Consider the following 26,644-nt stretch of genomic DNA (forward strand, 5'->3'; position numbering starts at 1 on the left):
TCTGAGAAATGTTCAGTAAAAATATCAAAGCACATGGTTTTTGCTCTCAAAAAGAGAGTATGAGATCATAACTATTACCGTCGGTCAAATCTGATTTTTTTAACAAAATATTCACGATCTTGCCCTGGGTAATCTTACGGCTAAAAAATTAAGTCGCCGTCAGGGCGTGAGAAAGACAATTTCTCATGGTTATCTCATCTTTGTTGTTGGAGGTATTGCTTTCACGATACAAATGTTTTTTAGTTCCTACCCATTGATAACTTCTGTGCTAACAATATCAGTATTGACTTTCGGTAATGGTTTTTTATTGCCACTAGGTACTGCATCGGCAATTGCCACGCATTCTCAAGCGGCTGGGACAGCTTCCGGCGTAATGGGAACATTGCAATTAGGTAGTGCAGGACTGGCATCATTGTTTATTGGTTATATATCTCACCATGAACCTATTAAAGTGGCATCTATCATCACAGTTGTTTCTTTGGTCGGTAGTATTATTTATATAACGGGTAATAGAGGCGATAAAGAAATAAGTAAAAAACAAATAATAGAAACTAAAATAGGAATGAAAAATGGTTAATAATATATACCCAATGGATTTCAAGATGGATCGCGATGGCAAGGGAACGAATCCTCGGGAGCATAGATAACTATGTGACCGGGGTGAGTGAGTGCAGCCAACAAAGAGGCAATTTGAAAGATGACGGGTATAGAACATAATCATGCTCGCGCTTTCAAAAACGATATAGCAATATCCAAATCATTTGTGAAGTTGACGGGCAATGGTTTTTATAAAGAGGAACGGTTTAATCGAACCGTAGAAAAGCCATATTATTGGCGAGTTAAAATAGTGTAAAGCCAGTTTAAATTACAGGCTCCACTTTGAGTTTTATCATGAGCAGGTTTTAAACTGTTATTTAAAGTCACTGTTTTAATTTAGGGTTTTAATCAGTATAGTGTTTTGACGGTTTGTGATCACTACACTTTTACCACTTGATTTTTATTAAGTTTAATCACTATAGGATATCTTATTTTACGTCAAACCAACGTTAATCATACCCTTTATTGATGCTGTTTTACCGGCAATTCTGAGTAGTTTTAATAAATCACTACCCTTGATGTTTTTTCAGATAATCCCCTTTTTTTCAGGGTGTTAATCCTGCCAGATTAATCGTTTTATCCATTTTTTTATTGCGTTGTTTTTATGGTTTTCTTCATAAAATAACGATGATAAAGCGCGTTAATACCCATCTGTTCGGATAATATGCTTTTGCATGCTGATTTCTTTTCGACTTTCTTTTAATGGTCGATGACTTCGATTAAATATAATTAACTCTCCTTTTGAAAAGTTGCATGTATTTAGTTAAATCCGCTTTTTATATAAAATCTTTAATATCTCTGTATTTTCGCTTTTAAATGGTCATGACAGATTTGGTAATTATAAAATAAACGGAGTATAGTATCGCTGATAAATGCATTAAATATGGCAGGGAGTAAACTGTTTTTTAGTCATTTTGTCTTGCTTAAAAAGCTAGTATTAATCGGAACCTATTTTTTTAACCTTTGTCTGATGGATAACTGAGTTAATCATCTTTAATGCTTTTAAACGTTTTTGTTCTTTTTTCCATGTTTAATCTAAAAGCTTCTCAACTTTTTTTAACGATTATCCTCATTTTTCGTAAACTTCTTTCAGTCATGCAAAATCTTTTGTTTGAGAAAATTTTCTTAATGCGGTTAATCCTGTTGAATGTTTTGATACAATCTCATCTTCTTGTTTTTTGATTAACGCTATTATTTTGTCATGTGGTTAATAGATTCAAAAGCCGTTTTTCCTGATGTTTTCTCTTCCAATATCAGTATAGTATCGAGTTTTTTACCTGCTTTAAAAAATCTTTAATTACTTTCGGTTTTACCTTTAATGACTAACGTTTTTACCGGTTTTTTCGTGATGCGCTTGCCCTTTTTCCAGATTTTAAAATCACACTGATTTTACCTCAAGGTGGGTTTTAACGTGGTGGTAAACTCCGTTTGGCGAACAGAACTTGATTAAAATTAAAAAGCGGCGCTTTGTCAGTAATTTGAAGGAGCGTTTAAGCGCTCCTTCAAAGATATTGATGTCATTAAACCAGTTTTAAGTTTCCTGTAATCCCAGTTTTTTCTCCAGATAGTGGATATTCGTGCCACCATTCTGAAAGTTTTCATCATTCATAATCGTCTGTTGAAGCTCGATATTTGTTTTGATGCCATCAATGATCAATTCTGCCAATGCATTTTTCATACGGGCAATGGCATTGTCACGATTTTCACCGTAAGTAATCAGCTTACCAATCATTGAATCATAGTAAGGGGGAACGGTGTAGCCAGCATAAATATGTGATTCCCAACGTACGCCAAATCCACCCGGTGAGTGGAAGCGGGTAATTTTTCCTGGGCTTGGCAGGAATGTGTTCGGATCTTCGGCATTGATACGACACTCAATGGCGTGACCACGAATAACAACATCTTTCTGCTTAATTGAAAGTGGCATACCTGCGGCAATCCGCAACTGCTCTTTAATCAAGTCAACACCGGTAATCATTTCTGTAACTGGATGTTCGACCTGAATACGGGTGTTCATCTCAATGAAGTAGAACTCGCCGTTTTCATACAGGAATTCGAAAGTACCAGCGCCACGATAGCCAATTTCAATACATGCGTTAGCACAACGTTCACCAATACTGCGGCGCATCTCTGGCGTGATACCCGGAGCAGGGGCTTCTTCGACAACTTTCTGGTGACGGCGTTGCATAGAGCAATCACGTTCAGCCAGATAAATTGCTTGACCTTGACCGTCGGCCAATACCTGGATTTCAATATGACGTGGATTCTCAAGGAATTTTTCCATATAAACCATATCGTTATTGAAAGCAGCTTTTGCTTCCGCACGGGTCATATTGATTGATTGTTCCAGATCTTTATCACTGCGGACGACGCGCATACCGCGACCACCACCACCGCCGGATGCTTTGATGATGACAGGATAGCCGATGCGTTTAGCGATGGTTTTGTTTTTCTCTGTGTCATCAGACAATGGACCATCAGAGCCTGGTACACAAGGAACCCCTGCTTTTTTCATCGCATTGATAGCAGAAACTTTATCACCCATCAGGCGGATCGTTTCTGCTTTTGGGCCGATAAAAATAAAGCCGGAACGTTCAACCTGTTCAGCAAAATCTGCATTTTCAGACAGAAAACCGTAGCCAGGGTGAATGGCTACTGCGCCAGCGATTTCTGCCGCAGAAATAATCGCAGGGATATTAAGATAGCTTTTTGCAGAAGCTGCCGGGCCGATACAGATAGTTTCATCTGCCAGCAGTACGTGTTTTAAATCACGATCCGCAGAGGAATGTACCGCAACGGTTTTGATCCCTAACTCTTTACAAGCTCGCAGGATACGCAGGGCAATTTCACCACGGTTAGCAATTACAATTTTATCAAGCATGGGAACGCCTCGTTATTCGATGACGACCAATGGCTCGTCAAATTCAACGGGTTGACCGTTTTCCACAAGAATCGCTTTAACCACACCTGCTTTGTCGGCTTCAATCTGATTCATCATTTTCATTGCTTCAACGATGCAGAGGGTATCACCCACATTGACACGTTGGCCGATTTCGATAAACGGTTTCGCATCTGGGCTAGGTGTACGATAGAAGGTACCTACCATTGGAGAACGAACAACGTGGCCGTCGATTGCAACCGATCTGTCGCTGATCGTTTCTGGTAGAGCTTGAGAAGGCGCAACAGCGCTAGCCAGCGCAGGTTGTTGCGCTTGGACGGGAATATATTGTTGAGCTGCCGGAAAACTCTGGGGGGCTAATGCGCGGCTGATGCGCACTGACTCTTCCCCTTCAGAAATTTCCAGTTCAGAAATGCCAGATTCTTCAACCAGCTCGATCAGTTTTTTTATCTTACGAATATCCATGAGTGTGATTCCGTACTCTTCTGTTTTATTTAGTTGAGTTTTGACAAGCGGTTTACCGCTGCCTGTAATGCAAAGCTATAGCCATCTTCCCCTAAACCGCAGATTACACCAACAGCAAGATCTGAAAGATATGAGTGATGACGAAATGGCTCGCGGGCGTGAACATTGGATAGGTGGATCTCAATAAATGGGATCTTCACTGTCAGCAATGCATCACGCAGTGCCACGCTGGTATGCGTGAATGCAGCAGGGTTAATCAAGATAAAATCAGTATTACCCTGTGCAGAATGAATTCTATTTATCAGCTCAAATTCTGCGTTGGATTGCAGGTGACTGAATTTGACCCCTGATTGATGGGCTTCTTCAGACAATTTGCTGACGATATCATCAAGCGTTAAGTTGCCATAGATATCAGGTTCCCGGGTTCCTAACATATTCAAGTTAGGGCCGTTAAGGAGTAAAATGTGAAACTTGTCTGCCATTGTGCTGGTATCTCCGGCAATTTGTCAACAACTGCCCAACATAATCCTATATTAACGATTTGTCATCTTTTTATAACAGCCACAAGTTCATTTCGGCGATAAAGCGCGACATTATAATCATATCGTAGCATTTAGCAGCTAAATACTGGTCTTATCAGAAAAAATGTCAAGAATAAAACAACCGTACTTTAGAGGCTAATCACAATTCTTAACGAACTCTTACCAATGTACGTCCTGTAACCTGGTTAGCTATCAATTTATTAGCGTATTCCACAGCTTGGTCTAGTGTGATTTCAGTCGTTGCTTGTTGATAAAAAGCAGCAGGCAGTAGCTCTTGCAGACGTTGCCACACGGCGGGGCGTTTGGCTGATGGAACCGTGACCGACTCTACACCTTGCAGGCGTATGTTGCGTAAAATAAATGGCATCACTGTTGTTGGCAGATTGGCATTGCTGGCAAGACCGCAGGCTGCAACGGTACCGTTATAGTGAGTTTGGGCCAGTATTGTTGCTAGTATATTATCGCCTACAGTATCAATGGCTCCTGCCCAAAGTTGTTTTTCCAATGGGCGCGGTGGTTGGCTAAATTCATGACGTGGCAGAACCTTTTTTGCCCCCAGGGACAACAAATATTCATGATTTTCTTGTCTGCCGCTAACGGCAACAACGGAATAGCCAAGTTGTGAGAGTAGCGCTATTGCTGTGCTTCCTACACCACCACTGGCGCCTGTCACAATAACATCACCATTTTCTGGCTTGACGCCACCTTGTTCCAAGGCGATAACACACAGCATTGCGGTAAAGCCAGCAGTACCAATGATCATTGCCTGTCGGCTATCCAAACCAATGGGTAAAGGCGTTAACCATTCCCCTGAAACTCTGGCTTGTTCTGCCAAGCCGCCCCAATGATTTTCTCCTACGCCCCAGCCGGTTAATAAAACATGCTGGCCGATATGAAAACGCGGATCTTCTGTGTGGTGTACGATTCCAGAGAAATCAATGCCCGGTATCATTGGAAATTGACGGATAATTTTCCCTTTACCTGTGATTGCCAATGCATCTTTATAGTTCAGGGTTGACCAGTGAATATCGACGGTAACATCCCCCTTGGGAAGATGAGAAGTCTCAACTTCTTCAATGGACGCTGTTAATTGATTCTGTTGTTGTTTGAGTAGCAAGGCTTTCATTGATCGTTCCGTTTTCTGTAATTGATTTTGTCATTAAATAAGAATAGATAAAAATGGGTGATTTACATAAGGAATATAAGAAAAAATAAAGTATTGATGGATTCTGAAACAGAATCTGTTCACATTTTTTCTATGATGTCGGTATCGGATTTCAGACTATTACCTATCGAGATCTATTTCAGAAAATTCTGTTTTTTATTATTTATTAGCAGAAAGTATTGTATTTTAGTCGCAATTTATTACATCATTAATTTGTTCACTACATAGACTACGTACTTGTAGTTAAATATTGGAAATAGTGAGCAGAAGTGTGGGTCTTATGTGAACTTACAAGAATCGTTACTGGTCAAAAAACAGGAGCGGGTTTATTCGGGTTACGGTATCCGTGCCTAATGTTGAATTATGCAAAATCAGGTGGTTCTTGCATTCAGTTATGGAACAATTGGTAAAATTAACCCATTTTTATGCAGTTTTTTTCTGCTCCGTTTGGGAGAAGTAACGTAGAATATCGCTCTGTTGATATGAATAACGTAGCCACTTTTTTATTGAAGCAAGTGCTTGTGTGCCTTGTCGCTGCTTCATGTGGTTGGTAGAGTAGACGGGTTTCGTTCCGTCCCCAGCTTGCAGGATTATCCTTTCGCTATGTTTAAAAAATTTCGTGGCATGTTTTCCAACGACTTGTCTATTGACTTGGGTACCGCCAATACCCTTATTTATGTCAAAGGTCAGGGTATTGTATTGAATGAACCTTCTGTCGTCGCAATCCGTCAGGATCGTGCTGGTTCATCGAAAAGTGTTGCTGCCGTTGGGCAGGAAGCAAAGCAAATGCTGGGTCGAACACCGGGTAATATTGCGGCAATTCGTCCGATGAAAGATGGGGTGATTGCCGATTTTTATGTTACAGAGAAGATGCTGCAACACTTTATTAAGCAAGTTCATAGCAACAGTTTCATGCGTCCAAGCCCGCGAGTTTTGGTTTGTGTACCGGTTGGTGCAACTCAGGTTGAGCGTCGGGCAATCCGTGAATCTGCACTCAGTGCTGGCGCTCGTGAAGTATTTTTGATTGAAGAACCTATGGCTGCGGCGATTGGTGCAGGCTTACCTGTTTCTGAAGCCACTGGATCAATGGTTGTGGATATTGGTGGTGGCACGACGGAAGTGGCGGTTATCTCTTTGAACGGGGTTGTTTATTCATCTTCTGTACGTATCGGTGGTGATCGTTTTGATGAGGCTATTATCAATTACGTTCGTCGTAATTATGGTTCACTGATTGGTGAAGCAACGGCTGAGCGTATTAAGCACACGATCGGTTCTGCTTATCCTGGTGATGAGATGCTGGAGATTGAAGTGCGTGGTCGTAACTTGGCTGAAGGTGTGCCACGTGGCTTTACGCTTAACTCCAATGAAATTCTTGAAGCTCTGCAAGAGCCTTTAACGGGTATTGTCAGTGCTGTCATGGTCGCTCTTGAGCAGTGTCCTCCAGAATTGGCTTCCGATATTTCAGAACGAGGCATGATCTTGACCGGGGGTGGTGCATTATTGCGCAATCTTGACCGTTTACTGATAGAGGAAACCGGTATTCCTGTCATTGTTGCGGAAGATCCCTTGACGTGTGTTGCTCGTGGTGGCGGGAAAGCACTTGAAATGATCGACATGCATGGCGGTGAACTCTTCAGCGAGGAGTGAGTGTTAACTTGCAAGTGAGGGGGGAATGACGGGCAGCTCAGACCTCCTTGCGATTGCTGTCTGGGAATTCCATTGTTTATGAAACAGTACAGTTTGGAATAGCGCAGCTTATGAAGCCAATTTTTAGCAGAGGGCCTTCCCTGCAATTACGACTTTTCTTTGCTGTTATTGTTGCCATTGCTTTGGTTGTGGCAGACAGCCGCCTTGATGCTCTCAGTAAAGTCCGTAATTATATGGATACGGTAGTCAGTCCATTTTATTTTCTCGCCAATGGCCCGCGTCAAGTGCTTGATGGTGTGTCAGAAACCCTTGCTTCCCGTGAACAACTTCGATTGGAAAATCGTGCTTTACGCCAAGAATTATTGATGAAAAATAGCGATATGCTGTTGTTAGGCCAACTTAAACAGGAAAATTCCCGCTTGCGTGAGCTATTGGGATCACCTTTACGTCAGGATGAACACATGATGGTGACGCAGGTGATCTCCGGTAGGGCTAATCCTTATAGTGATCAGGTCGTCATCGATAAGGGATCAAGAGAAGGTGTTTATGAAGGGCAACCTGTTATCAGTGATAAAGGCATTGTTGGTCAGGTTGTTGCTGTCAGTCAGTTTACTAGCCGGGTATTACTGATTTGTGATACGACTCATGCTTTACCCATCCAGGTCTTACGTAATGATATCAGGGCTATTATTGCTGGTGCAGGTTGTACTGATGATTTGCAGTTTGAGTTATTACCGAGCAACACAGATATTCGGGTTGGGGATGTGTTGGTGACTTCTGGGTTAGGGGGTCGCTTCCCGGAAGGTTATCCGGTTGCTGTGGTTTCGTCAGTTAAAGTCGATAATCAACGGGCTTATACTGTAATTCATGCTCGGCCAACGGCAGAATTACAGCGTTTGCGTTATTTGTTGTTGTTGTGGGGGGCAGATAATAATCCATCCGAACCATTGCCTCCATCAGAGGTTTATCGTGTAGCCAACGAACGTTTAATGCAAATGATGCCCCAGGTATTGCCACATGCAAATGAAATGGGACCACCTGCACCATCGTCGGTTTCTGATGAAGCAACCAAGACAACAGAAAGAGTAAAAGGTGCTGAATCGACAATAACGTCGGCTAAATTTATAAATTCGGGAAATCGTTAATGAATCAATACCGGAGTCATGGGCGTTGGATCATTTGGGTATCTTTCTTGATTGCAATGGTGCTGCAAATTATGCCGTGGCCGGAGCAAATTTATATGTATCGGCCAACTTGGTCGGCACTATTGTTGATTTATTGGGTGATGGCGTTACCGCATAGAGTCAGTGTTGGTACCGGTTTTATATTGGGGATCATCGTAGATTTGATTCAGGGAGCGACACTGGGTGTTAATGCTTTGGCTTACAGCCTTGTGAGTTATTTGGTGTCATTTAAGTTTCAATTATTTCGCAATATGGCACTTTGGCAGCAGGCTTTGGTTGTCATTGCTTTATCGGTACTGATGGATCTCAGCGTTTTTTGGGCAGAATTTTTGTTATCAAATGTTGCTTTTCATCCAGAAGTATTCTGGAACAGTTTGGTCAATGGTATTCTTTGGCCGTGGTTGTTCCTGTTAATGCGAAAAATCCGTCGTCAGTTTAATGTACATTAGTGGTCGGATCGCCGTTTTTAATGTCCTGACAGAGCTTATTCCAGCAGGCGTTACTGATGCAGGCCATTTTTTCCAATAACTTGAGGATACGAGTAGTGCGTATAACCGGAGCGTACATAATGTACGTGAGGATTAAGCTCTGCTCTAGGTTCAAAATGGCAAATGAAATAGCCTAATGAGATAGGTAGTAGTAAGGACGAGATCATCATGAAAACCCTTTATCTGGCTTCCGGCTCACCAAGGCGGCGTGAGCTGGTTGGATTATTGGACTTTAAATTTGAAATTCTTTCTCCTCAGGTAAAGGAGCAGTGGCAAGAGGGTGAAACTCCGCGTCAGTATGTCAGCCGATTAGCAAAAGATAAATCTCTAGCGGGAGTTGCTATTGCACCAGAGGATTTTCTGGTGTTGGGAGCGGATACTGTTGTTGTATTGAATGGTAAGATTCTAGAAAAACCACGTAGCGAGCAACATGCTGTTGCAATGCTCAGTGCACTTTCCGGTCAGCGTCATCAGGTGATGACAGCCATTGCTTTATCAGATAGTCAGCGTACCTTAAGTGATATAGTTATTACAGATGTAACCTTTCGCCAATTATCCACGCAGGAAATTTTGGATTATGTAGCAACCGGTGAGCCGATGGACAAAGCGGGAGCTTATGGTATTCAGGGAAAAGCGGGTTGCTTTGTTAAAACGCTGAATGGCAGTTATCACTCAGTTGTTGGTCTGCCATTGGTGGAAACGCACGAATTAATCACAAAGTTTTTTGCGTTAGTTGATGGGAAGGGGAACCTATGACAGCAGAGTTATTAGTCAACATCACACCATCCGAAACGCGCGTTGCTTACATTGATGGTGGGATTTTGCAAGAAATCCATATTGAAAGGGAAGCCAAAAGGGGAATTGTCGGCAATATTTATAAAGGTCGTGTAAGTCGGGTATTACCAGGAATGCAGGCTGCTTTTGTTGATATTGGGCTGGAAAAAGCCGCCTTTCTTCATGCCTCAGATATTATGCCTCATACGGAATGTATTGCCGGTGAGGAGCAAAAGAACTTTCATGTTAAAGATATTGCTGAGTTGGTTCGCCAGGGACAAGATTTAATGGTTCAGGTAGTGAAAGATCCCCTTGGTACCAAGGGTGCTCGGCTCACTACCGATATTACCTTACCTTCCCGTTATCTTGTATTTATGCCCGGTGCATCTCATGTCGGGGTTTCACAACGTATTGAAAGTGAAGAAGAGCGTAATCGCCTGAAAAATATTGTTGCTGATTATTGTGATGAACATGGTGGTTTCATTATTCGGACGGCTGCCGAGGGCGTTGGCGACGAAGAATTAGCTCAGGATGCGGCTTTCTTGAAACGATTGTGGAGTAAGGTGATGGAGCGTAAAAAGCGCAATGTCACTAAAAATAAACTTTATGGCGAATTGGCTTTGGCTCATCGTATTTTGCGTGATTTCGCCGGCGCGGCCCTTGATCGTATTCGTGTAGATTCTCGTTTGACGTTTACTCAGTTACAGGAATTTATTCGCGAATATATTCCTAAAATGACAGCCAGATTAGAGCTTTATAACGGTAGTCAGCCTATTTTCGATCTGTTTGATGTAGAAAATGAAATTCAGCGAGCACTCGATCGCAAAGTTGAATTAAAATCAGGTGGTTATTTGATTATTGACCAAACTGAAGCGATGACCACAATTGATATTAATACCGGCGCATTTGTTGGTCATCGTAATTTGGAAGAAACTATTTTTAATACCAATATTGAGGCGACGCAAGCTATTGCCAGACAATTAAGGCTGCGTAATCTAGGTGGTATTATTATTATCGATTTTATCGATATGAATAGCGAGGAGCATCGCCGACGGGTATTGGCTTCTCTTGAACAGGTGCTGAGTAAAGATCGTGTTAAAACCACGATTAATGGTTTTTCACAACTCGGGCTGGTGGAAATGACTCGTAAGCGGACTCGTGAAAGTATCGAGCATATACTTTGCGGCGATTGCCCTACTTGTAAAGGAAGGGGAACCGTGAAATCTGTTGAAACTGTCTGTTATGAGATTATGCGTGAAATTGTGCGAGTGCACCGGGCAGTTGACGCAGATCGTTTCCTTATTTATGCCTCACCCGCAGTGGCTGAAGCGTTGAAAGGAGAGGAATCTCATGCACTGGCGGAAGTGGAGATTTTTGTCGGTAAACAGGTAAAAGTTCAGACAGAACAGCTCTACAGTCAAGAACAATTTGACGTAGTTATGATGTAACCATCTGATTTGCTGACATAACAGCATTGGTAACCAAGGAGATGCGTGTGAGGCGACTGCCGGGAGTATTATTAGCGACAGCCGCAATAGTCATTATCATTGTGGCTTTGCTTGTTAGTGGATTACGTTTTCTACTGCCACATATTAATGATTACCGCCCACAATTATTCGCTAAAATTGAATCAATTATTGGTGTACCCATTGATGCTGGATATATTGCAGGAGAATGGGAATCTTTCGGGCCTGTTTTTGAATTACGTGATATCAGTGTAAAAACCGCAAATGCTGATGTGAAAGCGAAAAAGATCACGGTTGCATTGGATATCTGGTTATCTTTACTAAGGATGCGTTGGAATTTCCGCGATCTTACTTTTTATCAGTTACAAGTAGATTACTATCAACCGCTGTTTAATGATCAAAGCGGTAATATGTTTTCCCAATCGGATCTATTTTCTGATCTGTTTCTGGAGCAGTTTGATCATTTTAATCTGCAAGATAGCCGTTTTACTTTCCTTACTCCCTCTGGTGAACGCGCTGATCTTCTGTTACCACAATTAACCTGGCTGAATAAAGATAATCGTCACCGAGCTCAAGGGAAAATTAGTCTCTCTTCGATCAATAATCAGCATGGGGATATACAAGTTAAATTTGATTTGCATGACACTAATGGCATATTGGATAACGGTACTATTTATTTACAGGCAGATAATGTTGATGTTCATCCGTGGCTAAGCCATTGGTTGCAGGATAATACTGGGCTGAAGGATGCTGAGTTTAGTTTGTCTAGCTGGATTATGCTGAAAGATGGTCGGATTGATGGTGGTCAACTGCAACTCCGTCAGGGAAAAGCTAATTGGAAAGTTGCTAACAAATCCCACAACCTTTCTGTCAGTGATTTAGTGTTACGAATGCGTCGCCAAGATGGTGGTTGGTTGTTTGATGCACCTGAGCTGGCAAATTTGATCACTGATGGTCAACAATGGCCGTCAGGAAAAGTATCAGTGCTCTATCTACCGGAAGCCAAGAGAGCTGATGGTCATGATCATTGGCGTGTCCGGGCAAAAAACGTTCAACTTGAACGGCTAAGTAGCATTTTACCGACTTTTTCTTTTTTGACGTCTGATCTTGTGAAGGATTGGCAGCATCGTCAGCCACAAGGATTGGTAAAGTATCTTGCCCTCGATATTACACCCAAAATGGCAGATGATTCCCGAATCAGTATGCAATGGCAGAATGTCAGTTGGCAGCGTTGGCAGGAATTGCCTTCTATTGATAATTTCTCTGGTTCTCTCAATGGCAGCTTGCGGCAAGGCAAACTGAGTTTTGCATTGAAGAATAGTGTCGTTGATTATCGAGATATGTTCTTGGCACCGTTCGAGATATCCCAAAGTCATGGCGAAATACTCTGGCGGCAAGATGAGCGAGGCTTACAACTTTGGAGTCAAGGATTGGATTTGCAGGCGAAATCATTGTGGGTCAATGGTGATTTTCGTTATCAACAGCCTAAAGAACAGCCTCCTGCGCTGAATATTCTGGCGGGAATACGGGTTTATGATGCAGGTGATGCCTGGAGATATTTTCCAGAATCTTTGATGGGAACATCTCTGACTGACTATCTAACAGCTTCAATTATTAAAGGGCAGATAGAAAACGCGACTTTTGTTTTTCAAGGCAATCCAAAAGATTTCCCATTTGCAAAGAATAATGGTCAGTTTCAAGTTTTTGCTCCATTGCGTCATGCGACTTTTCAGTACCAACCAAATTGGCCGGCATTGCTAGATCTCAATATTGATCTTAATTTCCAGAATAACAGTTTATGGATGCTTGCTCTGCAAACGGCACTTGGTAAAGTGAAAGCTAGCAATGTTTCAGCAGTAATTTCTAATTATCGCAGTAAGAAATTGTTAATCAACGCTGATCTTCTGGGAGAAGGCAAAGATATTCATGAATATTTTACCCGTAGCCCGTTAGCAAATTCTGTTGGTGAAACGCTGGATATATTGCAGGTTGGTGGTCGGATTGCTGGTAATTTGCATTTGGATATTCCACTCAATGGTGGCAATGTGGATGCCCGTGGTGAGGTGACTTTAAACAATAATCACTTGTTGATTAAGCCTCTAGATAGCGAAATGAAAAATGTGAGTGGCCGGTTTCGCTTTGATAATGGTAATTTACAAAGCGGCAAATTATCGGCCCAATGGCTTGGGCAGCCTGTTACGGTTGATTTTTCTACTAAAAGTTTACCCAAAAACTACCGAGTCAATGTTGGTCTGAATGCGCATTGGGCTGTGGCAAAATTATCTAAATTTTCACCAGCGATTGCTAAAGCGTTTTCTGGCTCTGTTGATTGGGAAGGGAAGGTCGGTGTCAGTTTGCCGTTTCAGGGCAAGCCTCAATATGATATGAAAATCGACGTTGATTTATCACAAGTAGATAGTTATTTATCTGCCCTGAAAGCGGATGAACTGCGTGCTCTTCATATTCTGGCTGATGGTGATATGGAACAGTTGCAAGTAAAAGGCACTCTGGATAAACAGTATGCATTTAATACTCAATGGCGTCTGGCTGGGAAAAGCACTCAACTGTCACGTGGAATTTTACAAAGCAGCGATAAAATTCCTGATTTGCCTGAAAAATCCCTATTGGAATTGAATCTTCCGGTAGTTGAGGGGGAAGAGTGGTTAGGGCTGATTGCGCCTCTGACTTCTGGTTCTTCATTGGCAGGTATGTCAATGTTGCCACAGCATCTGCATATATCACTTCCATCACTGGATGCGGGGGGACAACGTTGGAATCAGTTATCGTTGGATGTGGAAAAACAGCTTTGGGGAACGCAGATCACTGCTAATAGTCGGGAAATCAGCGGTAAACTTAATATCCGTCATAGTGGCTCTTGGCAGATGAATTTGAGCCATCTTTACTATAATCCTCTGCAACATAGTCCTCTGCAAGCTGAATCGGATTTACCTAAGCAATCTCAGACAGGTACAACTCTGCGTTATTCGTTGAATCAATGGCCTTCGTTAGACATCATCTGTTCTGAATGTTGGATTATGGGATTGAAACTTGGGAAGGTGTCTGGTTCCCTGATTCCAGAAGGTAATTCGCTGGTATTAAGAGATGGAATAGTAGAAAACAGTGTCAGTAAACTAACTTTGGCAGGTCGTTGGCAAGAAGGGGCTGTAGGGAATAATACTCGTATTATGGGGCAATTTTCTGGTGAAAAGTTTGATGAGATGGCATCTTACCTTGGTATAGTCGTACCGATTGTAAATTCACCGTTTACCTTCCATTTTGATTTTAATTGGTGGGATACTCCGTGGAAACCCAATTTCCAGACGCTGAATGGCAATCTTAAAAGTGACTTAGGCAAAGGTGCTATTGAAAAATTGGGGGGAGGAAGTGCTGGTCAGTTACTAAAATTAGTCAGTTTTGATGCTCTGTTACGTAAATTACAGCTCGATTTTAGCGATACCTTTAGCCAGGATTTTGAATTTGATTCAATTCGTGGTGATGTTTCAGTAAAAAATGGGATACTCAAGACTGAAAACTTACGGGTTGATGGGTTGATTGCCGATGTGATAACGAAAGGTGAAATCGATCTTGTTCGCCAACAGATCAATATAGAAGCCATCGTCACACCGGAGATTTCTGCTACTGTGGGGGTAGCGACGGCTTTTGTCATCAATCCGATGGCAGGTGCTGCATTATTCGCAGCGACCAAGGTTTTGGGGCCGTTATGGAATAAGATATCCGTTATTCGTTACCGGATTACTGGTAATCTTGAGCAACCGAAAATTGATGAAGTTCTGCGTCAGCTTAAGGAGAATAGAGGAACATGAGAAACGTTAATGTTGCACTCTTGCAGTTATGTAGCGGTGAAAATATCAAACATAATTTGTCGCAAATTGAACAACAAATTAAGCAGTTGCCAGATACTATCAAGTTTGTCATGACCCCGGAAAATGCACTGTTGTTTGCTAATGCTGATAGCTATCGTAGGCATGCGGAACAACAGGGTCATGGGCCTTTGCAGCAAGCTGTTAGTGAGATTGCACGCCGTTATGGTGTTTGGTTATTAATCGGTTCTATGCCGCTTATCAGTCGTGAAAATCCTGAACGGCTCACCAGTAGTAGCCTGTTGTTTGATGATCAGGGTAAGATTTGCGCACGTTACGACAAAATCCATATGTTTGATGTCAATATTAATGATGAACATGGATCATATAATGAATCATCTGTTTTCCAGCGTGGGGAACATATTACCGTTGTAGATACACCTGTTGGGCGTCTCGGAATGACCATATGTTATGATCTGCGCTTCCCTGGGTTGTTTCAGGCATTACGTGAGCAAGGCGCTGAGTTGATATCTGTTCCTGCGGCATTTACTCGTTTAACAGGAAAAGCACATTGGGAGCCACTGTTGCGGGCTCGCGCTATTGAAAACCAGTGTATTTTGTTAGCGCCGGCTCAGGTTGGTGTACATGGAACCCGCCAGACGTGGGGTCACTCAATGGCAGTGGATGGTTGGGGGAAAGTGATTAAGAAAAACCCCGATGCAGTCAGTGCATTACAACTGAATATCAGGGCAGATAGCTTGAAGATTATGCGTGAGCAGATGAAGGTGGTGAAACATAACCGCTTTCGACCGCAGTTGACTTCCTTGATTGAAAAAATACCGCAAATTAAAGAGTAGCAATTATGAGTTTAACTTCTGTCAGTGAACACCTACTGGCTGCAAATAAATTAAGCCATCAAGATCTGTTTTCAGTACTCGGTCAACTGGCTGAACGTCGGCTTGATTATGCCGATCTCTATTTTCAGTCCAGTTACCATGAATCTTGGGTGCTGGAAGATCGGATTATTAAGGATGGTTCCTATAATATTGATCAGGGGGTTGGCGTTAGGGCAATCAGTGGTGAAAAAACGGGTTTTGCTTATGCAGACCAGATCACGTTGAATGCGTTGCAACAAAGTGCACAGGCTGCCCGTAGCATCGTCCATGAAAAAGGGAATGGTAAAGCCCATACTTTTGGCGAAGTGACCTATTCTCAGCTTTATGCAGCAATTGATCCGCTGCAAAGTTTTTCCCGTGAAGAAAAAGTTGCGTTATTGCAGTGTGTGGATCAGGTGGCTCGTGCTGAAGATCCAAGAGTACAGGAAGTCAATGCCAGTCTGACAGGGATCTATGAACGGGTGTTGGTCGCGGCAACCGATGGGACCTTGGCGGCTGATATCCGTCCTCTCATTCGCTTATCTGTCACGGTGCTGGTGGAAGATAACGGCAAACGTGAACACGGCACTAGCGGTGGTGGTGGCCGTTACGGTTATGAATATTTTCTGGAAGTGGTTAGTGGTCAGATCCGTGCAGAACAATTTGCGCGTGAAGCTGTCCGTATGGCACTGGTGAATCTTTCCGCTGTTGCTGCACCTGCTGGTACCATGCCGGTTGTTCTAGGGGCTGGTTGGCCGGGAGTGTTGCTGCATGAAGCTGTTGGTCATGGGCTGGAAGGTGATTTTAACCGCCGTGGTACTTCGGTGTTTTCTGGTCAGATTGGTGAAAAAGTCGCGTCTGAACTCTGTACTGTGGTTGATGATGGCACAATAAAAGGTCGCCGGGGGTCATTGGCAATTGATGATGAAGGCGTTCCTGGACAATACAATGTATTGATTGAAAATGGCATTCTGAAAGGTTACATGCAAGATAAAATGAATGCGCGTCTGATGGGGGTCACGCCGACGGGCAATGGTCGCCGTGAATCTTATGCCCATTTGCCAATGCCTCGTATGACTAATACCTATTTGCTGGCGGGTCATTCCACACCAGAAGAGATCATAAGTAGTGTAGAGAATGGCTTATATGCGCCAAATTTTGGTGGTGGTCAAGTGGATATCACTTCCGGTAAATTCGTGTTCTCGACATCGGAAGCTTATCTGATTGAGAACGGTAAAATTACCAAACCAGTGAAAGGTGCAACCCTTATCGGTTCCGGTATTGAGGCTATGCAGCAGATCTCTATGGTAGGAAACGATCTTGCTCTGGATAAAGGTGTTGGGGTTTGTGGCAAAGAGGGCCAGAGTGTCCCTGTTGGTGTTGGTCAGCCTACTTTGAAACTGGACAACTTGACCGTTGGAGGAACAGCCTGATTTTTGGTTGTTTATCCGAGATAGATCATTATAAGACACGAACGGATAGCCAATGCCCGTGCCGACTTTCAACACAAACTTTCTCGTGCAATTGTTGACGAAAACCAAGCGATAATGGTGGAGACGCGGAAGATGGCAAACCTGATGAAAAATTCTAAACTCGCCCGCGTAATCAGTGATAGAAGAACTGGAAGGGGAACTTAGTTTTAATATTTTCCCCTAACAGAAATTAGAACCTTACGGGTTTTAGGTCGTTAAGCGGATTCAGCCATATCTTTAAGATACTGGAAAATCTGACGATAAGATTTAGGTGGCTTATTTGCCGCCTTTTCTTTTTTGGCGTTGCGGATCAAAGTACGCAGTTGCTGGCGATCGGTTTGTGGGAATAACGCCACCACTTCATCAATAACATCGTCATTGCCATCAATCAATTTATCACGTAATTCTTCCAGTTTATGGAGCAGAGTGATTTGCTGATTATGACGATTTTTCAGTTTATCAAGCGCGGTGGTAATTGGCTCGACATCCCGAGTACGCAGCAGTTTACCAATAAATTGTAGTTGGCGACGGCGCCCCTCTCTTTTTATCTTCTGTGCAAGTTCAATGGCGGCCAGCAGATCCTCATCTAACGGAACGCGTTCAAGCGCACTTTTGCTGAGCTCAACCAATTCTGTACCCAGCTTTTTCAATGCTTCGGCATCACGTTTAATTTCACTTTTACTGACCCAAATTATCTCTTCCTCTTCCTCTTCGGCAGGAGAATCATTGAGCCAATCTTCAGGCTGCTTTGCCATAGTGGTTTTCCTTTTAAAAAGGCCGGAGCTGGCAGGTTTATTTTTGGAGCATGACCTGTAGCTCGGTGGGTGTTAACATCCTAATATCGTGTATTGTAACTGGGAAAAACGTCGGATTACCACTCGACATTGACTGTGTGGATAAAACGGTTCTGTTTTTCCGACAGATTTTCCCTTTATTCATCAAATTACAGGTAATTAATGAAAATCACGGATCAAATTGCGGAACAACGCAAACAACTGGAAAACGCAGTTTCACGGGCACTAGAGCTGGCAAAAGCGGGTTGTGATGCTGCGGAGGTTGCGGTTAATAAAACAACGGGTATTAGTGTCAGTACCCGCTTTGGTGAAATTGAAAATGTAGAATTCAATAGTGATGGTGCTCTGGGGATCACCGTATATCATCAGCAACGTAAAGGTAGCGCATCATCAACAGATTTAAGCCCGGATGCCATTGCCCGTACTGTTCAGGCTGCGATTGATATCGCTCGTTATACCTCTCGGGACCCGTGTGCTGGCCCGGCAGATAAAGCGCTACTGGCGTTTGAAGCGCCAGATCTTGATTTGTTCCATCCAACAGAGTTGGATGCGGATAAAGCAATTGAACTGGCTGCTCGTGCGGAACAAGCTGCATTACAGGCAGATAAGCGTATTACCAATACTGAAGGTGGCAGTTTTAACAGCCATTACGGTATCAGAGTGTTTGGTAACAGCCACGGTATGTTGCAAAGCTATTGCTCCAGTCGTCATTCTATGTCGAGTTGTGTGATTGCTGAACTTGATGGCGATATGGAACGGGATTATGCGTATACCATTAGTCGTCGTTTTGAAGATTTAAAATCGCCAGAATGGGTTGGGCAGGAGTGTGCTCGTCGTGCATTATCTCGTTTGTCGCCACGTAAATTACCGACTATGAAAGCACCGGTGTTGTTTGCTGCGGAGGTTGCAACGGGCCTTTTCGGTCATTTGGTTGGCGCTATCAGTGGTAGCAGTATTTACCGGAAATCCTCTTTCCTGCTTGATCATCTGGGCAAACAAATTCTGCCATCATGGCTGACAATTGAAGAACGGCCACACTTGCTGGCGGGGTTAGCATCTTCTCCATTTGATAGTGAAGGTGTTTCTACCAGCAATCGGGATATTATCAAGGATGGTATATTACAGACTTGGCTTCTGACCAGTTATTCTGCCCGTAAGCTAGGAATGGCAAGTACCGGCCATGCAGGAGGGATTCATAACTGGTGCATTGCAGGGCAAGGTCAAGATTTTGCAGATTTACTGCGTCAGATGGGAACTGGGTTAGTGGTCACTGAACTGATGGGGCAGGGAGTCAGTGCAGTAACTGGCGACTATTCCCGTGGTGCCGCTGGTTTTTGGGTAGAAAATGGTGAGATTCAGTATCCTGTCAGCGAGATTACTATTGCAGGCAATTTAAAGGATATGTGGGCCAATATGGTCACTATTGGGAATGATATTGAAACGCGTAGTAATATCCAGTGTGGTTCAGTCTTACTGCCGGAAATGAGTATCGCTGGTCAATAAGAGATACTCGTTTCCGATTACTTTAGCCAGCCCGGATCAAATGGGCTGGCTGAATTAACGGTGGAGCTCACCGGCAGCTTCTGGTTGGTAAAGTAATTCTAATCCTGTGAATACCATAGGGAAATCAATTAAATGCATATTTATCAATGAATTATGAAACGGCAAGTGCTGATGAACGCTGAGGTTTTAAGTTCTCTGCCGCCACCTTGTCGCCATTTTTTAACTGCGATAACGGGTTGTATATCAAGGCATCATTCAGATGGTCAGGTGCAAAATGTGCGTACCGCATTGTCATTTTGATGTCGGTATGTCCCAGTATTTTTTGCAGGACAATGATATTGCCTCCGCTCATCATAAAATGTGATGCGAATGTGTGGCGCATTACATGGGACGATTGGTGAGATGGTAACTCTATACCAGCTCGTTTGACAGCCCTACGGAAAGCTGAATAGCAGGAGCTGAACAATTTCCCTTTCCTCTTTGGTATCTCATCGTATAGCTCCTTAGTTATCGGAACAGTACGATTACGTTTCCCTTTAGTCTGAGTGAACGTTATCTTATAAGGCGTGATTTGTGAGCCAGTTAATCCCGCAGCTTCAGACCATCTTGCACCTGTAGATAGAGCAATTTTGACGATAATCAACAAATCTTTTGCTGTGCTTTGTGCGCAGAAATCCAGCAGGGTAATAATTTGTTGATTTGATAAAAAAGCCATTTCCGTTTCATCAGTATTGAACGCTCTGATGTTTTTCAATGGATTCTCTTTGTTCCATTCTCCGAGCCTGTATAACTCATTAAACATAGCACGGAAATATGCTAATTCATTATTAACGGTACTAGGAGTGACAGGTTTTAATTTGTTAGCATTCCCATTTAACCTTTTCTCTCGGTAAACAGAAAACAACTTAGTATCAAATTCGGTTGCAAGGGGATTACTCATTTCTTTACAAGCAAAGAGCATTCTTTGTTTGCGGTTTTTGCCATCACTTAGGGTTATGCCATGTGCTCGATACCAGATATCAACCAGCTCAGAAAGAAGACGTTTATCTTGCTTTTCTCCGAGCCAAGGCTTGTCTACAGTTTCATCTAATATATGGCGCTCATAAGAGAGCGCCTCACCTTTGGTCGTGAACTGTTTACGGATTCTTCGCCCGTTCCTGCCGTTGGGGTAAAGCTCAACTAGCCATTTGCCATTTGGTTGCTTATTTATTGCCATAGCTATCGATACCGACCACATTAGTTAACCAATCAGGCTTGGATGTACCTTCCCAGATAATGGCTTCACCATTTGACGTGCTGTAAAGACTTGGCTCAGCGTCGGAGTTTGAATTGCGTTTAGTTGGTTCGCGCTCGTTTGATTCTTTCTTTGCTTTCTCATATTCAGCAGAAAATTTATTTTTTATAAGGGACCATCGTTCTCTTATAGATAGGTTATTACTTTTTTCTTCTTTCTCCTTTTTACCCTTGCGTGGTAGATAAATCCAACGATAAAATAAAAAGCAAAGAACCGAGCCGGAAATAAACAGCATGGCTTTGACGACACTCTTATTTTTAGGTTCGGTATCGAAACGGAAACCTAATCCAGAAATAAAAAACAGCACTAAGAAGGTAAGTGAAACAATTTTTATTGTTGTGATTATAATTTTCATTTTAATAATCCTTTATTTTCTTAACAACTCTCCCTAGTACATTGATCTCATCTAAATCACAATCAAATGCCATTCCAACACCGGAAACTCGGACACGTCTAACAGGGATACGGGTTAACTCGCGAATACTGATTTTGTTTTTAATCTTAATCAACCATTTGCCATCATAAACATCTGCAAACCCACGATCAATGATGTAGTAAGTTTTGGAATCCAGAACACAGAAAGGATCAGAAGGAAAGGGAATACCAGCAGTAAACATCACCTTATCGAACATGACATAGCCTGATTGATAGAGTTTTCCATCAATCAGCTTATTATTAGGTAATTTTAGCATGTCGATTTCTTCATCATTAAATTTTCTTCCTTGACCAGTAGCTAACCATTCTAAAGTTGCGCCAGTCTCAGCCATGCATTGAACAACGATATCTGAGGGGAAAAATCCGCGTTTATAACGCATTGCTAAGCTACTACTGGCGATACCGAAATGTTCTGCTAGGGCTATTTTTGTAGAGAACCCATAAGCCTCAATGATACGGTCAAGAACCTTGTCGCCGCCTTTGGTTAAATCTATTTGTAGATTCAAGCTAAAAATCCTCTTGATTTTTGTCTTTAAGCGAATGCATAATTCACTTTGTAGGTTATAGTGAATATGAACGAATATAAACGAATATTGATAAGACTAAAGCTAAAAGAGGATTTTGCCCCATGAGACCTATCTTTACAATCACTGTCACTGAGCCATTCCTTCCAATTGAAGAATATTGCCGCCGTCATGCCATGTCTATATCGACTGCCCGCGACATGGTTAGAGATGGTCGCTTACCCGTTCGTGAAAAATCCATTGATAAGAAACGCGGTAAAGTGCTTATCAATATGATGGCTCTGGCAGTTGAAGCATTAAGCGCAACTAGTGTCCAAATTTCACTTAACACGCAATACGAGTAAAGCATTTCGCTTTTGGAGAAAAACAGCAATGTTTGATTATCAAGTTTCCAAACAAGCACACTTTGATCATGCTTGCCGGGCATTCGCCAACGTTCATAGGGGCAACTTAGCTCAAATTTCGGGAGCTATCCGAATGAATCCGCAAATGCTGCGTAACAAGCTAAATCCTGAACAGCCTCACATACTGACTTGTGTTGACTTAATGAAGTTAACCGATGTAACGCAAGACGCATCTATTTTGGATGGATTACTGGAGCAGTTGCGGTGTCAGCCATCGGTACCGGTGAATGAGATTTGTGATTCCAACATGTCGAATTATTTGTTAGGTGTAACGGCAGAAGTGGGAAAACTGGCAAGTGCTGTTGTTTCGGGAGGTCATTTCAATCATACCCGTGTGGCTGAGTTTAAGAGGACGGTTAATAATGCGATCAGATTATTAACTTTAGTGGGTATTACCATTTCATCAAGATTGCATTCTAATGCCTGCGTCTAGTTCGGTGGTTGATGTTGTTGCAGGTATTGGAGCATTGTTAGTGTGAGGTCAGCATGAACGCATTAAAGCAACAAGAACACCAATATAAATTGACTGGTGAATCATTTAAACCCCAAAAAGATAGGTTTATCTATCCAATCGTTCTATGTGCTTTTGCTTATTTTATTCTGTTCCTGATTCGATGAGGTTTACATGAACACGGAATATCAATTTGAATCAAGCGAACAACGTGCATTCTCAATATCTTTTGAAACGCGGGTTAATGGATTAAATAAAGTTGCTCAAGTCAGGGCACAATATTTCAAATCTGATAATAAAGAGTTAAGTGTCTTTATTAATGAGATGAGAGATAAACGTAGCGAAAACTATGTGGATAATAAACGCGTGTTAGCTGCCATTTTCTACATAGCACGTATACCAACCAATAGGCATGAACTGGCATTGAATGAATTAACTCGTGAAGAAATGATTAGTCTGATACGAGCAATAAATATTATCAAGGCAACGAGTGTATTATTACCCAATAATTTATCGTTGCCGAACTAAATAAAAATAACTATCGTTCTAATTTTAATGGCGCTAACACGTCAGGGATTTTTATTACCAAAAACAAGGAAATTAATAAATGAAAGCTACAGGTATTGAGCAGTTAATAAAAAAGGTGCGGGAGGATGAACGTAAACATTATGCAGATTTATTTTCATTCCGTTTAGCAAAACTGTCCGTTCATGTTTTGAAAAATAAAATGGATCATGCGGCCAGTGCAGCGCTTTTGCAACGTGAATCTGAGAACGTCGAGCGTCAGGCCCAGGAGTGGCACTATGTCTGATGTTATCGACCAAGCTTGTCAACATGCAGAGGAAACACTGGAACGCAAAATATTAAGGCATATAAACCGCCCTGTGAGTGTTTCTACGTTTGAATGTGAAGATTGTGGGGAATTAATCTCATCAGAGCGACGGATGAAAGTCATGGGTGTTACCCGTTGTGTTTCCTGTCAGGAAGTTTTCGAGATGGAACAGAAACATTATCGGAGTGTGTGGGATGACTAGATATCATGATCTAACAACTAAAAATTTTGATTGCATTGTGTCAGATAGTCAGCTTTGCATTGATGTATCGGTATTTATGCCTGTAATTGAGGAAAACGATATTGTTATTTTACGTGAATATAAAGGCGTTAGGGTTAAAACCTTTATCGTTAATTCTGTCATAAGAGATGATGTTAGCTGTGATTATCCATATGGAAATATCAGATATGAACTTACATCGCTATCACCGAATTTTTTCTTTCGTGAGGGTGAATAATCATGAAAGTGAAAAACAAAACTCATCATTTAAAAAAGAGTTTATTTTATAGCTATTGATAACGGAGAGAAAAAAGCAGAATTTAGAGTAAATGATCAAGAATATAAAACAGGTGATTTTCTTGCATTGAATAAAATTGGTGACAATGGAAATTTCATAGGAAGATTGATTTCAGGAAAAATAACAAATGTAACGGTAATTAATAAAGATTTGTATCCGCAGATAGCGGAAGAATTTGTTTTGCTTTTATTTTAATTAATTCCCGTTAATTGTTTGTAACATGAATATTGAAAGAAAAGAAGAAAATAACGGCGATGCACTGCGTTCAATGTATCGCCAGAGTATAGAATTTCAGCCAGGGTTGCCGAATGATGCAACTCTGGCTGAACGTATTATGTGGGAGGCGAACCCTAACGATTATGCATGGCGGCATCAATATCTTGAGAATGTGCCGCATTCACTGGCGATCTACCTTGCAACACGTTACGCCAATATTTTCAATCAATCTGGTCGCCGCCGGGCTAATACGTTTTTACGTCAGTTCTGCGAGAACGTATTACCACGGTTAAAATTGGTCAATGAACAATACGAGTTCCAGCATATTGTATCTGGTGTTATGCCGTTCCCGTTTATCGAATCACTGGAACAATTGCCAACATTAGGACGTAAAGAAATAAAACAGCTTGCGCATGAGATTGCGCGGTTTATGGCTGAGAGTTACGACCAATATGTTGAACAGGCCCTACAGAATGAGCAGGACGCTTGCCGTAGATTAATTCATGTCTATACCCGTTTGGCTAAATTGACACAGCAAGCGGGAACGATAGCCCCATATTGGCAGCAATTTGCAAAAGGTCGAATTAAACCCACAGAAGACCAACTATGTGCGGGATTGCTGCGCATGATGTCAGATCAATGGTGGTACATCCGTTTAAAGCGGATACGTGATATTCGTGCCGAACATATTGCAATTGCTGTCGGACAGGTACAAAAAGCGGTTTCATCCTATGTTTCACGTCAGACTTTACATGAATGGACAGAGCAGAAGCGGCTAAATTGGGAGTTTCTGCAATCGTTCGATTTAGAGAATGAAGATGGGGAGCGAGTTTCGTTAAGCGATAAGGTCTTGGGCAGCATTGCAAACCCTGCCGTTCGCCGTTGTGAACTCATGATCCGTATGCGCGGATTTGAGGACTTGGCTAACGAAATGGGCTGTGTGGGAGATTTTTATACTATTACAGCCCCTTCTAAATATCACTCTGTACATAGTGGTGGCGGTTTTGTGAAAAACTGGAACGGTGCGACCCCAAAGGATACACAAAAGTATTTGTGTAAGGTCTGGGCAAAAATCCGGGCGGCTTATTCCCGTGCGGGGATCAGCGTATTCGGTTTTCGTGTTGTTGAACCTCACCATGACGGAACGCCACATTGGCATATGCTGCTATTTATGCGCCCTGAGCATGTCGATGAAATGCGCGACATTATGTGTTATTACGCCCGGTTGGAAGATTCAGAGGAATTACAGGGACAAAAGGCACTCAAGGCGCGTTTCCATGTGAAGCCTATCGATAAGGCAAAAGGTTCGGCCACGGGCTATATCGCCAAATACATCTCAAAGAATATTGATGGTTACGCGCTGGATGGCGAAAAGGATGGGGAAACAGGCCAACTTCTTAAGGATATGTCCCGTTCGGTTTCTGCCTGGGCGAGTCGTTGGCGCATCCGTCAATTCCAGCAGATTGGTGGTGCTCCGGTTTCTGTCTGGCGTGAACTGCGTCGCTTAAGTGGTGACGAACAGATTTTGCCTGATGAGGATATGGATAACGTTCGCTTTGCGGCGGATATTGGCAACTGGTCAGCCTATACCGAATTTCAGGGCGGTGCATTGGTTGCCCGCAAAGATCTCACTGTGCGCCTTGCTTATGAGGTCACCGAGGAAGGCAATATTTACGGTGAGGATGTTCAGCGTATTTCCGGTATTTACTCGCCCCGTCTGGGCGAATCCTCTTCTTTTGTTACCCGTACTGTGAAATGGAGGATGGTCCCTAAATCCAGCCCGGTATCTGCGGGTGAGGGTGTGGTTTTTTCTTCCTCTTGGAGTTCTGTCAATAACTGTACGGAGGCACGAAATACGGTTAGTCAAGGAAGTGATCTGTATTTAGATGAATTCTATTACGGTTGGCATCAAATGAGTGAGAAGGAAAAAATACAGCGAGTTTATGAATCGGCAAAATTACAGAGTTTGGAGATGAGTGATGTGCTGGCACATTCGTTACTGGAGGGGGGGAGTATGACCATAGATGGACAGCGTTATTGTTTATCTATGTTCGGTCATCTACATAAAGTTAAAAAAACGCATACTGAAACAACAAAAATGATAATGAGTAGGTTAAGTGAAAAATTGGGGGTTGATATTTCCGGGATATTCCGTGATCCAAAAGGTCATTATTTGACTATGTTGCGAAAAATTAACCAAGGGCCGATTGAGGTCACATAACTAATTATTTCTCAATGAAATTGATGCATTTGTTAATTATATTAAATTAAACTGTAT

25 protein-coding genes and 2 pseudogenes are annotated in these 26,644 nt (G+C 42.4%); 19 read left to right on the forward strand and 8 right to left on the reverse strand.

What is annotated here, in order from left to right; all coding sequences use genetic code 11:
- Positions 1–166 precede the first annotated feature (166 nt).
- A complete protein-coding gene (locus tag AAC155_RS18440) occupies positions 167–577 on the forward strand; it encodes a hypothetical protein (protein WP_191214940.1) in 411 nt (136 codons plus the stop codon).
- A gap of 1,551 nt (positions 578–2,128) precedes the next feature.
- On the opposite strand, the gene accC is transcribed toward AAC155_RS18440, so the two are convergent.
- The 4 genes from accC to acuI all read right to left on the reverse strand — a co-directional run bounded on the left by accC (position 2,129) and on the right by acuI (position 5,629).
- Complete coding sequence (gene accC, locus AAC155_RS18445) at positions 2,129–3,478, reverse strand: acetyl-CoA carboxylase biotin carboxylase subunit (protein WP_113043669.1); 1,350 nt, start codon at positions 3,476–3,478, stop codon at positions 2,129–2,131.
- Positions 3,479–3,490: 12 nt separating this feature from the next.
- On the reverse strand, positions 3,491–3,961 hold the full coding sequence (gene accB / locus AAC155_RS18450) for an acetyl-CoA carboxylase biotin carboxyl carrier protein (RefSeq protein WP_113043670.1): 471 nt from the start codon (positions 3,959–3,961) through the stop codon (positions 3,491–3,493).
- Positions 3,962–3,990: 29 nt separating this feature from the next.
- Positions 3,991–4,443: a type II 3-dehydroquinate dehydratase gene (gene aroQ, locus AAC155_RS18455; protein WP_113043671.1), complete on the reverse strand. Its 453-nt coding sequence runs from the start codon at positions 4,441–4,443 to the stop codon at positions 3,991–3,993.
- A gap of 208 nt (positions 4,444–4,651) precedes the next feature.
- Positions 4,652–5,629, reverse strand: a complete 978-nt coding sequence (gene acuI / locus AAC155_RS18460; RefSeq protein WP_113043672.1) for an acrylyl-CoA reductase (NADPH) — start codon at positions 5,627–5,629, stop codon at positions 4,652–4,654.
- Between the two features lie 642 nt (positions 5,630–6,271).
- Between acuI and mreB the strand changes: the two genes are divergently transcribed.
- The 9 genes and pseudogenes from mreB to AAC155_RS18505 form a co-directional block, all read left to right on the forward strand.
- Positions 6,272–7,315: a rod shape-determining protein MreB gene (gene mreB, locus AAC155_RS18465; protein WP_011148194.1), complete on the forward strand. Its 1,044-nt coding sequence runs from the start codon at positions 6,272–6,274 to the stop codon at positions 7,313–7,315.
- A 110-nt stretch (positions 7,316–7,425) separates the two neighbouring features.
- The gene (gene mreC / locus AAC155_RS18470) at positions 7,426–8,460 is read left to right on the forward strand and encodes a rod shape-determining protein MreC (protein WP_112896274.1); all 1,035 of its coding nucleotides are present in this window, start codon (positions 7,426–7,428) and stop codon (positions 8,458–8,460) included.
- A complete protein-coding gene (gene mreD, locus AAC155_RS18475) occupies positions 8,460–8,948 on the forward strand; it encodes a rod shape-determining protein MreD (RefSeq protein ID WP_112879257.1) in 489 nt (162 codons plus the stop codon). Before mreC ends, mreD begins: the two co-directional genes overlap by 1 nt.
- 207 nt (positions 8,949–9,155) lie before the next feature.
- Complete coding sequence (locus AAC155_RS18480) at positions 9,156–9,743, forward strand: Maf family protein (protein ID WP_113043673.1); 588 nt, start codon at positions 9,156–9,158, stop codon at positions 9,741–9,743.
- The gene (gene rng, locus AAC155_RS18485) at positions 9,740–11,209 is read left to right on the forward strand and encodes a ribonuclease G (protein ID WP_113043674.1); all 1,470 of its coding nucleotides are present in this window, start codon (positions 9,740–9,742) and stop codon (positions 11,207–11,209) included. Before AAC155_RS18480 ends, rng begins: the two co-directional genes overlap by 4 nt.
- Before the next feature lie 41 nt (positions 11,210–11,250).
- A complete protein-coding gene (yhdP, locus tag AAC155_RS18490; protein WP_113043675.1) occupies positions 11,251–15,051 on the forward strand; it encodes an AsmA2 domain-containing protein YhdP in 3,801 nt (1,266 codons plus the stop codon).
- Entirely contained in the window at positions 15,048–15,905 is an 858-nt protein-coding gene (gene nit1, locus AAC155_RS18495; protein ID WP_113043676.1) for a deaminated glutathione amidase, read from the forward strand. The genes yhdP and nit1 overlap by 4 nt, the downstream gene beginning before the upstream one ends.
- 5 nt (positions 15,906–15,910) lie before the next feature.
- Complete coding sequence (tldD, locus tag AAC155_RS18500; RefSeq protein WP_113043677.1) at positions 15,911–17,356, forward strand: metalloprotease TldD; 1,446 nt, start codon at positions 15,911–15,913, stop codon at positions 17,354–17,356.
- Between the two features lie 36 nt (positions 17,357–17,392).
- Positions 17,393–17,536 (forward strand): annotated as a pseudogene (locus AAC155_RS18505) (RNA-guided endonuclease TnpB family protein); the annotation flags it as partial.
- 74 nt (positions 17,537–17,610) lie between these two features.
- On the opposite strand, the gene yjgA reads toward AAC155_RS18505, so the two are convergent.
- On the reverse strand, positions 17,611–18,150 hold the full coding sequence (yjgA, locus tag AAC155_RS18510; protein ID WP_113043678.1) for a ribosome biogenesis factor YjgA: 540 nt from the start codon (positions 18,148–18,150) through the stop codon (positions 17,611–17,613).
- 201 nt (positions 18,151–18,351) lie between these two features.
- On the opposite strand from yjgA, the gene pmbA reads away from it, so the two are divergent.
- The gene (gene pmbA / locus AAC155_RS18515) at positions 18,352–19,692 is read left to right on the forward strand and encodes a metalloprotease PmbA (RefSeq protein ID WP_113043679.1); all 1,341 of its coding nucleotides are present in this window, start codon (positions 18,352–18,354) and stop codon (positions 19,690–19,692) included.
- 151 nt (positions 19,693–19,843) lie between these two features.
- Here pmbA and AAC155_RS18520 read toward each other — a convergent pair whose 3' ends face one another.
- The 3 genes from AAC155_RS18520 to AAC155_RS18530 are packed head-to-tail and all read right to left on the reverse strand — an operon-like array spanning position 19,844 to position 21,927.
- The gene (locus AAC155_RS18520; RefSeq protein WP_046975113.1) at positions 19,844–20,908 is read right to left on the reverse strand and encodes a phage integrase; all 1,065 of its coding nucleotides are present in this window, start codon (positions 20,906–20,908) and stop codon (positions 19,844–19,846) included.
- Complete coding sequence (locus tag AAC155_RS18525; RefSeq protein ID WP_046975114.1) at positions 20,895–21,341, reverse strand: hypothetical protein; 447 nt, start codon at positions 21,339–21,341, stop codon at positions 20,895–20,897. The genes AAC155_RS18520 and AAC155_RS18525 overlap by 14 nt, the downstream gene beginning before the upstream one ends.
- Position 21,342: 1 nt before the next feature.
- Positions 21,343–21,927, reverse strand: coding sequence for a phage repressor protein CI (locus tag AAC155_RS18530; RefSeq protein ID WP_046975115.1), 585 nt, complete (start codon positions 21,925–21,927; stop codon positions 21,343–21,345).
- A gap of 122 nt (positions 21,928–22,049) precedes the next feature.
- On the opposite strand from AAC155_RS18530, the gene AAC155_RS18535 reads away from it, so the two are divergent.
- The 8 genes and pseudogenes from AAC155_RS18535 (at position 22,050) to AAC155_RS18565 (ending at position 26,587) form a co-directional block, all read left to right on the forward strand.
- Positions 22,050–22,289 carry a hypothetical protein gene (locus AAC155_RS18535; RefSeq protein ID WP_046975116.1) on the forward strand — a complete coding sequence of 80 codons (240 nt, stop codon included), beginning with the start codon at positions 22,050–22,052 and terminating at the stop codon, positions 22,287–22,289.
- 28 nt (positions 22,290–22,317) lie between these two features.
- Positions 22,318–22,828, forward strand: a pseudogene (locus AAC155_RS18540) (phage regulatory CII family protein).
- A 146-nt stretch (positions 22,829–22,974) separates the two neighbouring features.
- Positions 22,975–23,328, forward strand: coding sequence for a DUF5347 family protein (locus AAC155_RS18545; RefSeq protein WP_052760828.1), 354 nt, complete (start codon positions 22,975–22,977; stop codon positions 23,326–23,328).
- A gap of 79 nt (positions 23,329–23,407) precedes the next feature.
- Complete coding sequence (locus tag AAC155_RS18550; RefSeq protein WP_046975117.1) at positions 23,408–23,611, forward strand: DUF2732 family protein; 204 nt, start codon at positions 23,408–23,410, stop codon at positions 23,609–23,611.
- The gene (locus AAC155_RS18555) at positions 23,604–23,834 is read left to right on the forward strand and encodes a TraR/DksA C4-type zinc finger protein (protein WP_046975118.1); all 231 of its coding nucleotides are present in this window, start codon (positions 23,604–23,606) and stop codon (positions 23,832–23,834) included. The genes AAC155_RS18550 and AAC155_RS18555 overlap by 8 nt, the downstream gene beginning before the upstream one ends.
- Positions 23,827–24,090: a hypothetical protein gene (locus AAC155_RS18560; RefSeq protein WP_046975119.1), complete on the forward strand. Its 264-nt coding sequence runs from the start codon at positions 23,827–23,829 to the stop codon at positions 24,088–24,090. The genes AAC155_RS18555 and AAC155_RS18560 overlap by 8 nt, the downstream gene beginning before the upstream one ends.
- A gap of 48 nt (positions 24,091–24,138) precedes the next feature.
- Positions 24,139–24,345, forward strand: coding sequence for a DUF3850 domain-containing protein (locus AAC155_RS24560; RefSeq protein ID WP_082111226.1), 207 nt, complete (start codon positions 24,139–24,141; stop codon positions 24,343–24,345).
- Positions 24,346–24,370: 25 nt separating this feature from the next.
- Entirely contained in the window at positions 24,371–26,587 is a 2,217-nt protein-coding gene (locus AAC155_RS18565; RefSeq protein ID WP_046975120.1) for a replication endonuclease, read from the forward strand.
- Positions 26,588–26,644 lie beyond the last annotated feature (57 nt).

This window comes from Photorhabdus sp. HUG-39, assembly GCF_963878365.1.
GTDB classification, from domain to species: domain Bacteria; phylum Pseudomonadota; class Gammaproteobacteria; order Enterobacterales; family Enterobacteriaceae; genus Photorhabdus; species Photorhabdus kayaii.

Bases quoted from the DNA above. Each gene is read 5' to 3' on its own strand.
- accC (WP_113043669.1), bottom strand. From the start codon at position 3,478: ATGCTTGATAAAATTGTAATTGCTAACCGTGGTGAAATTGCCCTGCGT.
- accB (WP_113043670.1), bottom strand. From the start codon at position 3,961: ATGGATATTCGTAAGATAAAAAAACTGATCGAGCTGGTTGAAGAATCT.
- aroQ (WP_113043671.1), bottom strand. From the start codon at position 4,443: ATGGCAGACAAGTTTCACATTTTACTCCTTAACGGCCCTAACTTGAAT.
- acuI (WP_113043672.1), bottom strand. From the start codon at position 5,629: ATGAAAGCCTTGCTACTCAAACAACAACAGAATCAATTAACAGCGTCC.
- mreB (WP_011148194.1), top strand. From the start codon at position 6,272: ATGTTTAAAAAATTTCGTGGCATGTTTTCCAACGACTTGTCTATTGAC.
- mreC (WP_112896274.1), top strand. From the start codon at position 7,426: ATGAAGCCAATTTTTAGCAGAGGGCCTTCCCTGCAATTACGACTTTTC.
- mreD (WP_112879257.1), top strand. From the start codon at position 8,460: ATGAATCAATACCGGAGTCATGGGCGTTGGATCATTTGGGTATCTTTC.
- AAC155_RS18480 (WP_113043673.1), top strand. From the start codon at position 9,156: ATGAAAACCCTTTATCTGGCTTCCGGCTCACCAAGGCGGCGTGAGCTG.
- rng (WP_113043674.1), top strand. From the start codon at position 9,740: ATGACAGCAGAGTTATTAGTCAACATCACACCATCCGAAACGCGCGTT.
- yhdP (WP_113043675.1), top strand. From the start codon at position 11,251: ATGCGTGTGAGGCGACTGCCGGGAGTATTATTAGCGACAGCCGCAATA.
- nit1 (WP_113043676.1), top strand. From the start codon at position 15,048: ATGAGAAACGTTAATGTTGCACTCTTGCAGTTATGTAGCGGTGAAAAT.
- tldD (WP_113043677.1), top strand. From the start codon at position 15,911: ATGAGTTTAACTTCTGTCAGTGAACACCTACTGGCTGCAAATAAATTA.
- yjgA (WP_113043678.1), bottom strand. From the start codon at position 18,150: ATGGCAAAGCAGCCTGAAGATTGGCTCAATGATTCTCCTGCCGAAGAG.
- pmbA (WP_113043679.1), top strand. From the start codon at position 18,352: ATGAAAATCACGGATCAAATTGCGGAACAACGCAAACAACTGGAAAAC.
- AAC155_RS18520 (WP_046975113.1), bottom strand. From the start codon at position 20,908: ATGGCAATAAATAAGCAACCAAATGGCAAATGGCTAGTTGAGCTTTAC.
- AAC155_RS18525 (WP_046975114.1), bottom strand. From the start codon at position 21,341: ATGAAAATTATAATCACAACAATAAAAATTGTTTCACTTACCTTCTTA.
- AAC155_RS18535 (WP_046975116.1), top strand. From the start codon at position 22,050: ATGAGACCTATCTTTACAATCACTGTCACTGAGCCATTCCTTCCAATT.
- AAC155_RS18545 (WP_052760828.1), top strand. From the start codon at position 22,975: ATGAACACGGAATATCAATTTGAATCAAGCGAACAACGTGCATTCTCA.
- AAC155_RS18550 (WP_046975117.1), top strand. From the start codon at position 23,408: ATGAAAGCTACAGGTATTGAGCAGTTAATAAAAAAGGTGCGGGAGGAT.
- AAC155_RS18555 (WP_046975118.1), top strand. From the start codon at position 23,604: ATGTCTGATGTTATCGACCAAGCTTGTCAACATGCAGAGGAAACACTG.
- AAC155_RS18560 (WP_046975119.1), top strand. From the start codon at position 23,827: ATGACTAGATATCATGATCTAACAACTAAAAATTTTGATTGCATTGTG.
- AAC155_RS18565 (WP_046975120.1), top strand. From the start codon at position 24,371: ATGAATATTGAAAGAAAAGAAGAAAATAACGGCGATGCACTGCGTTCA.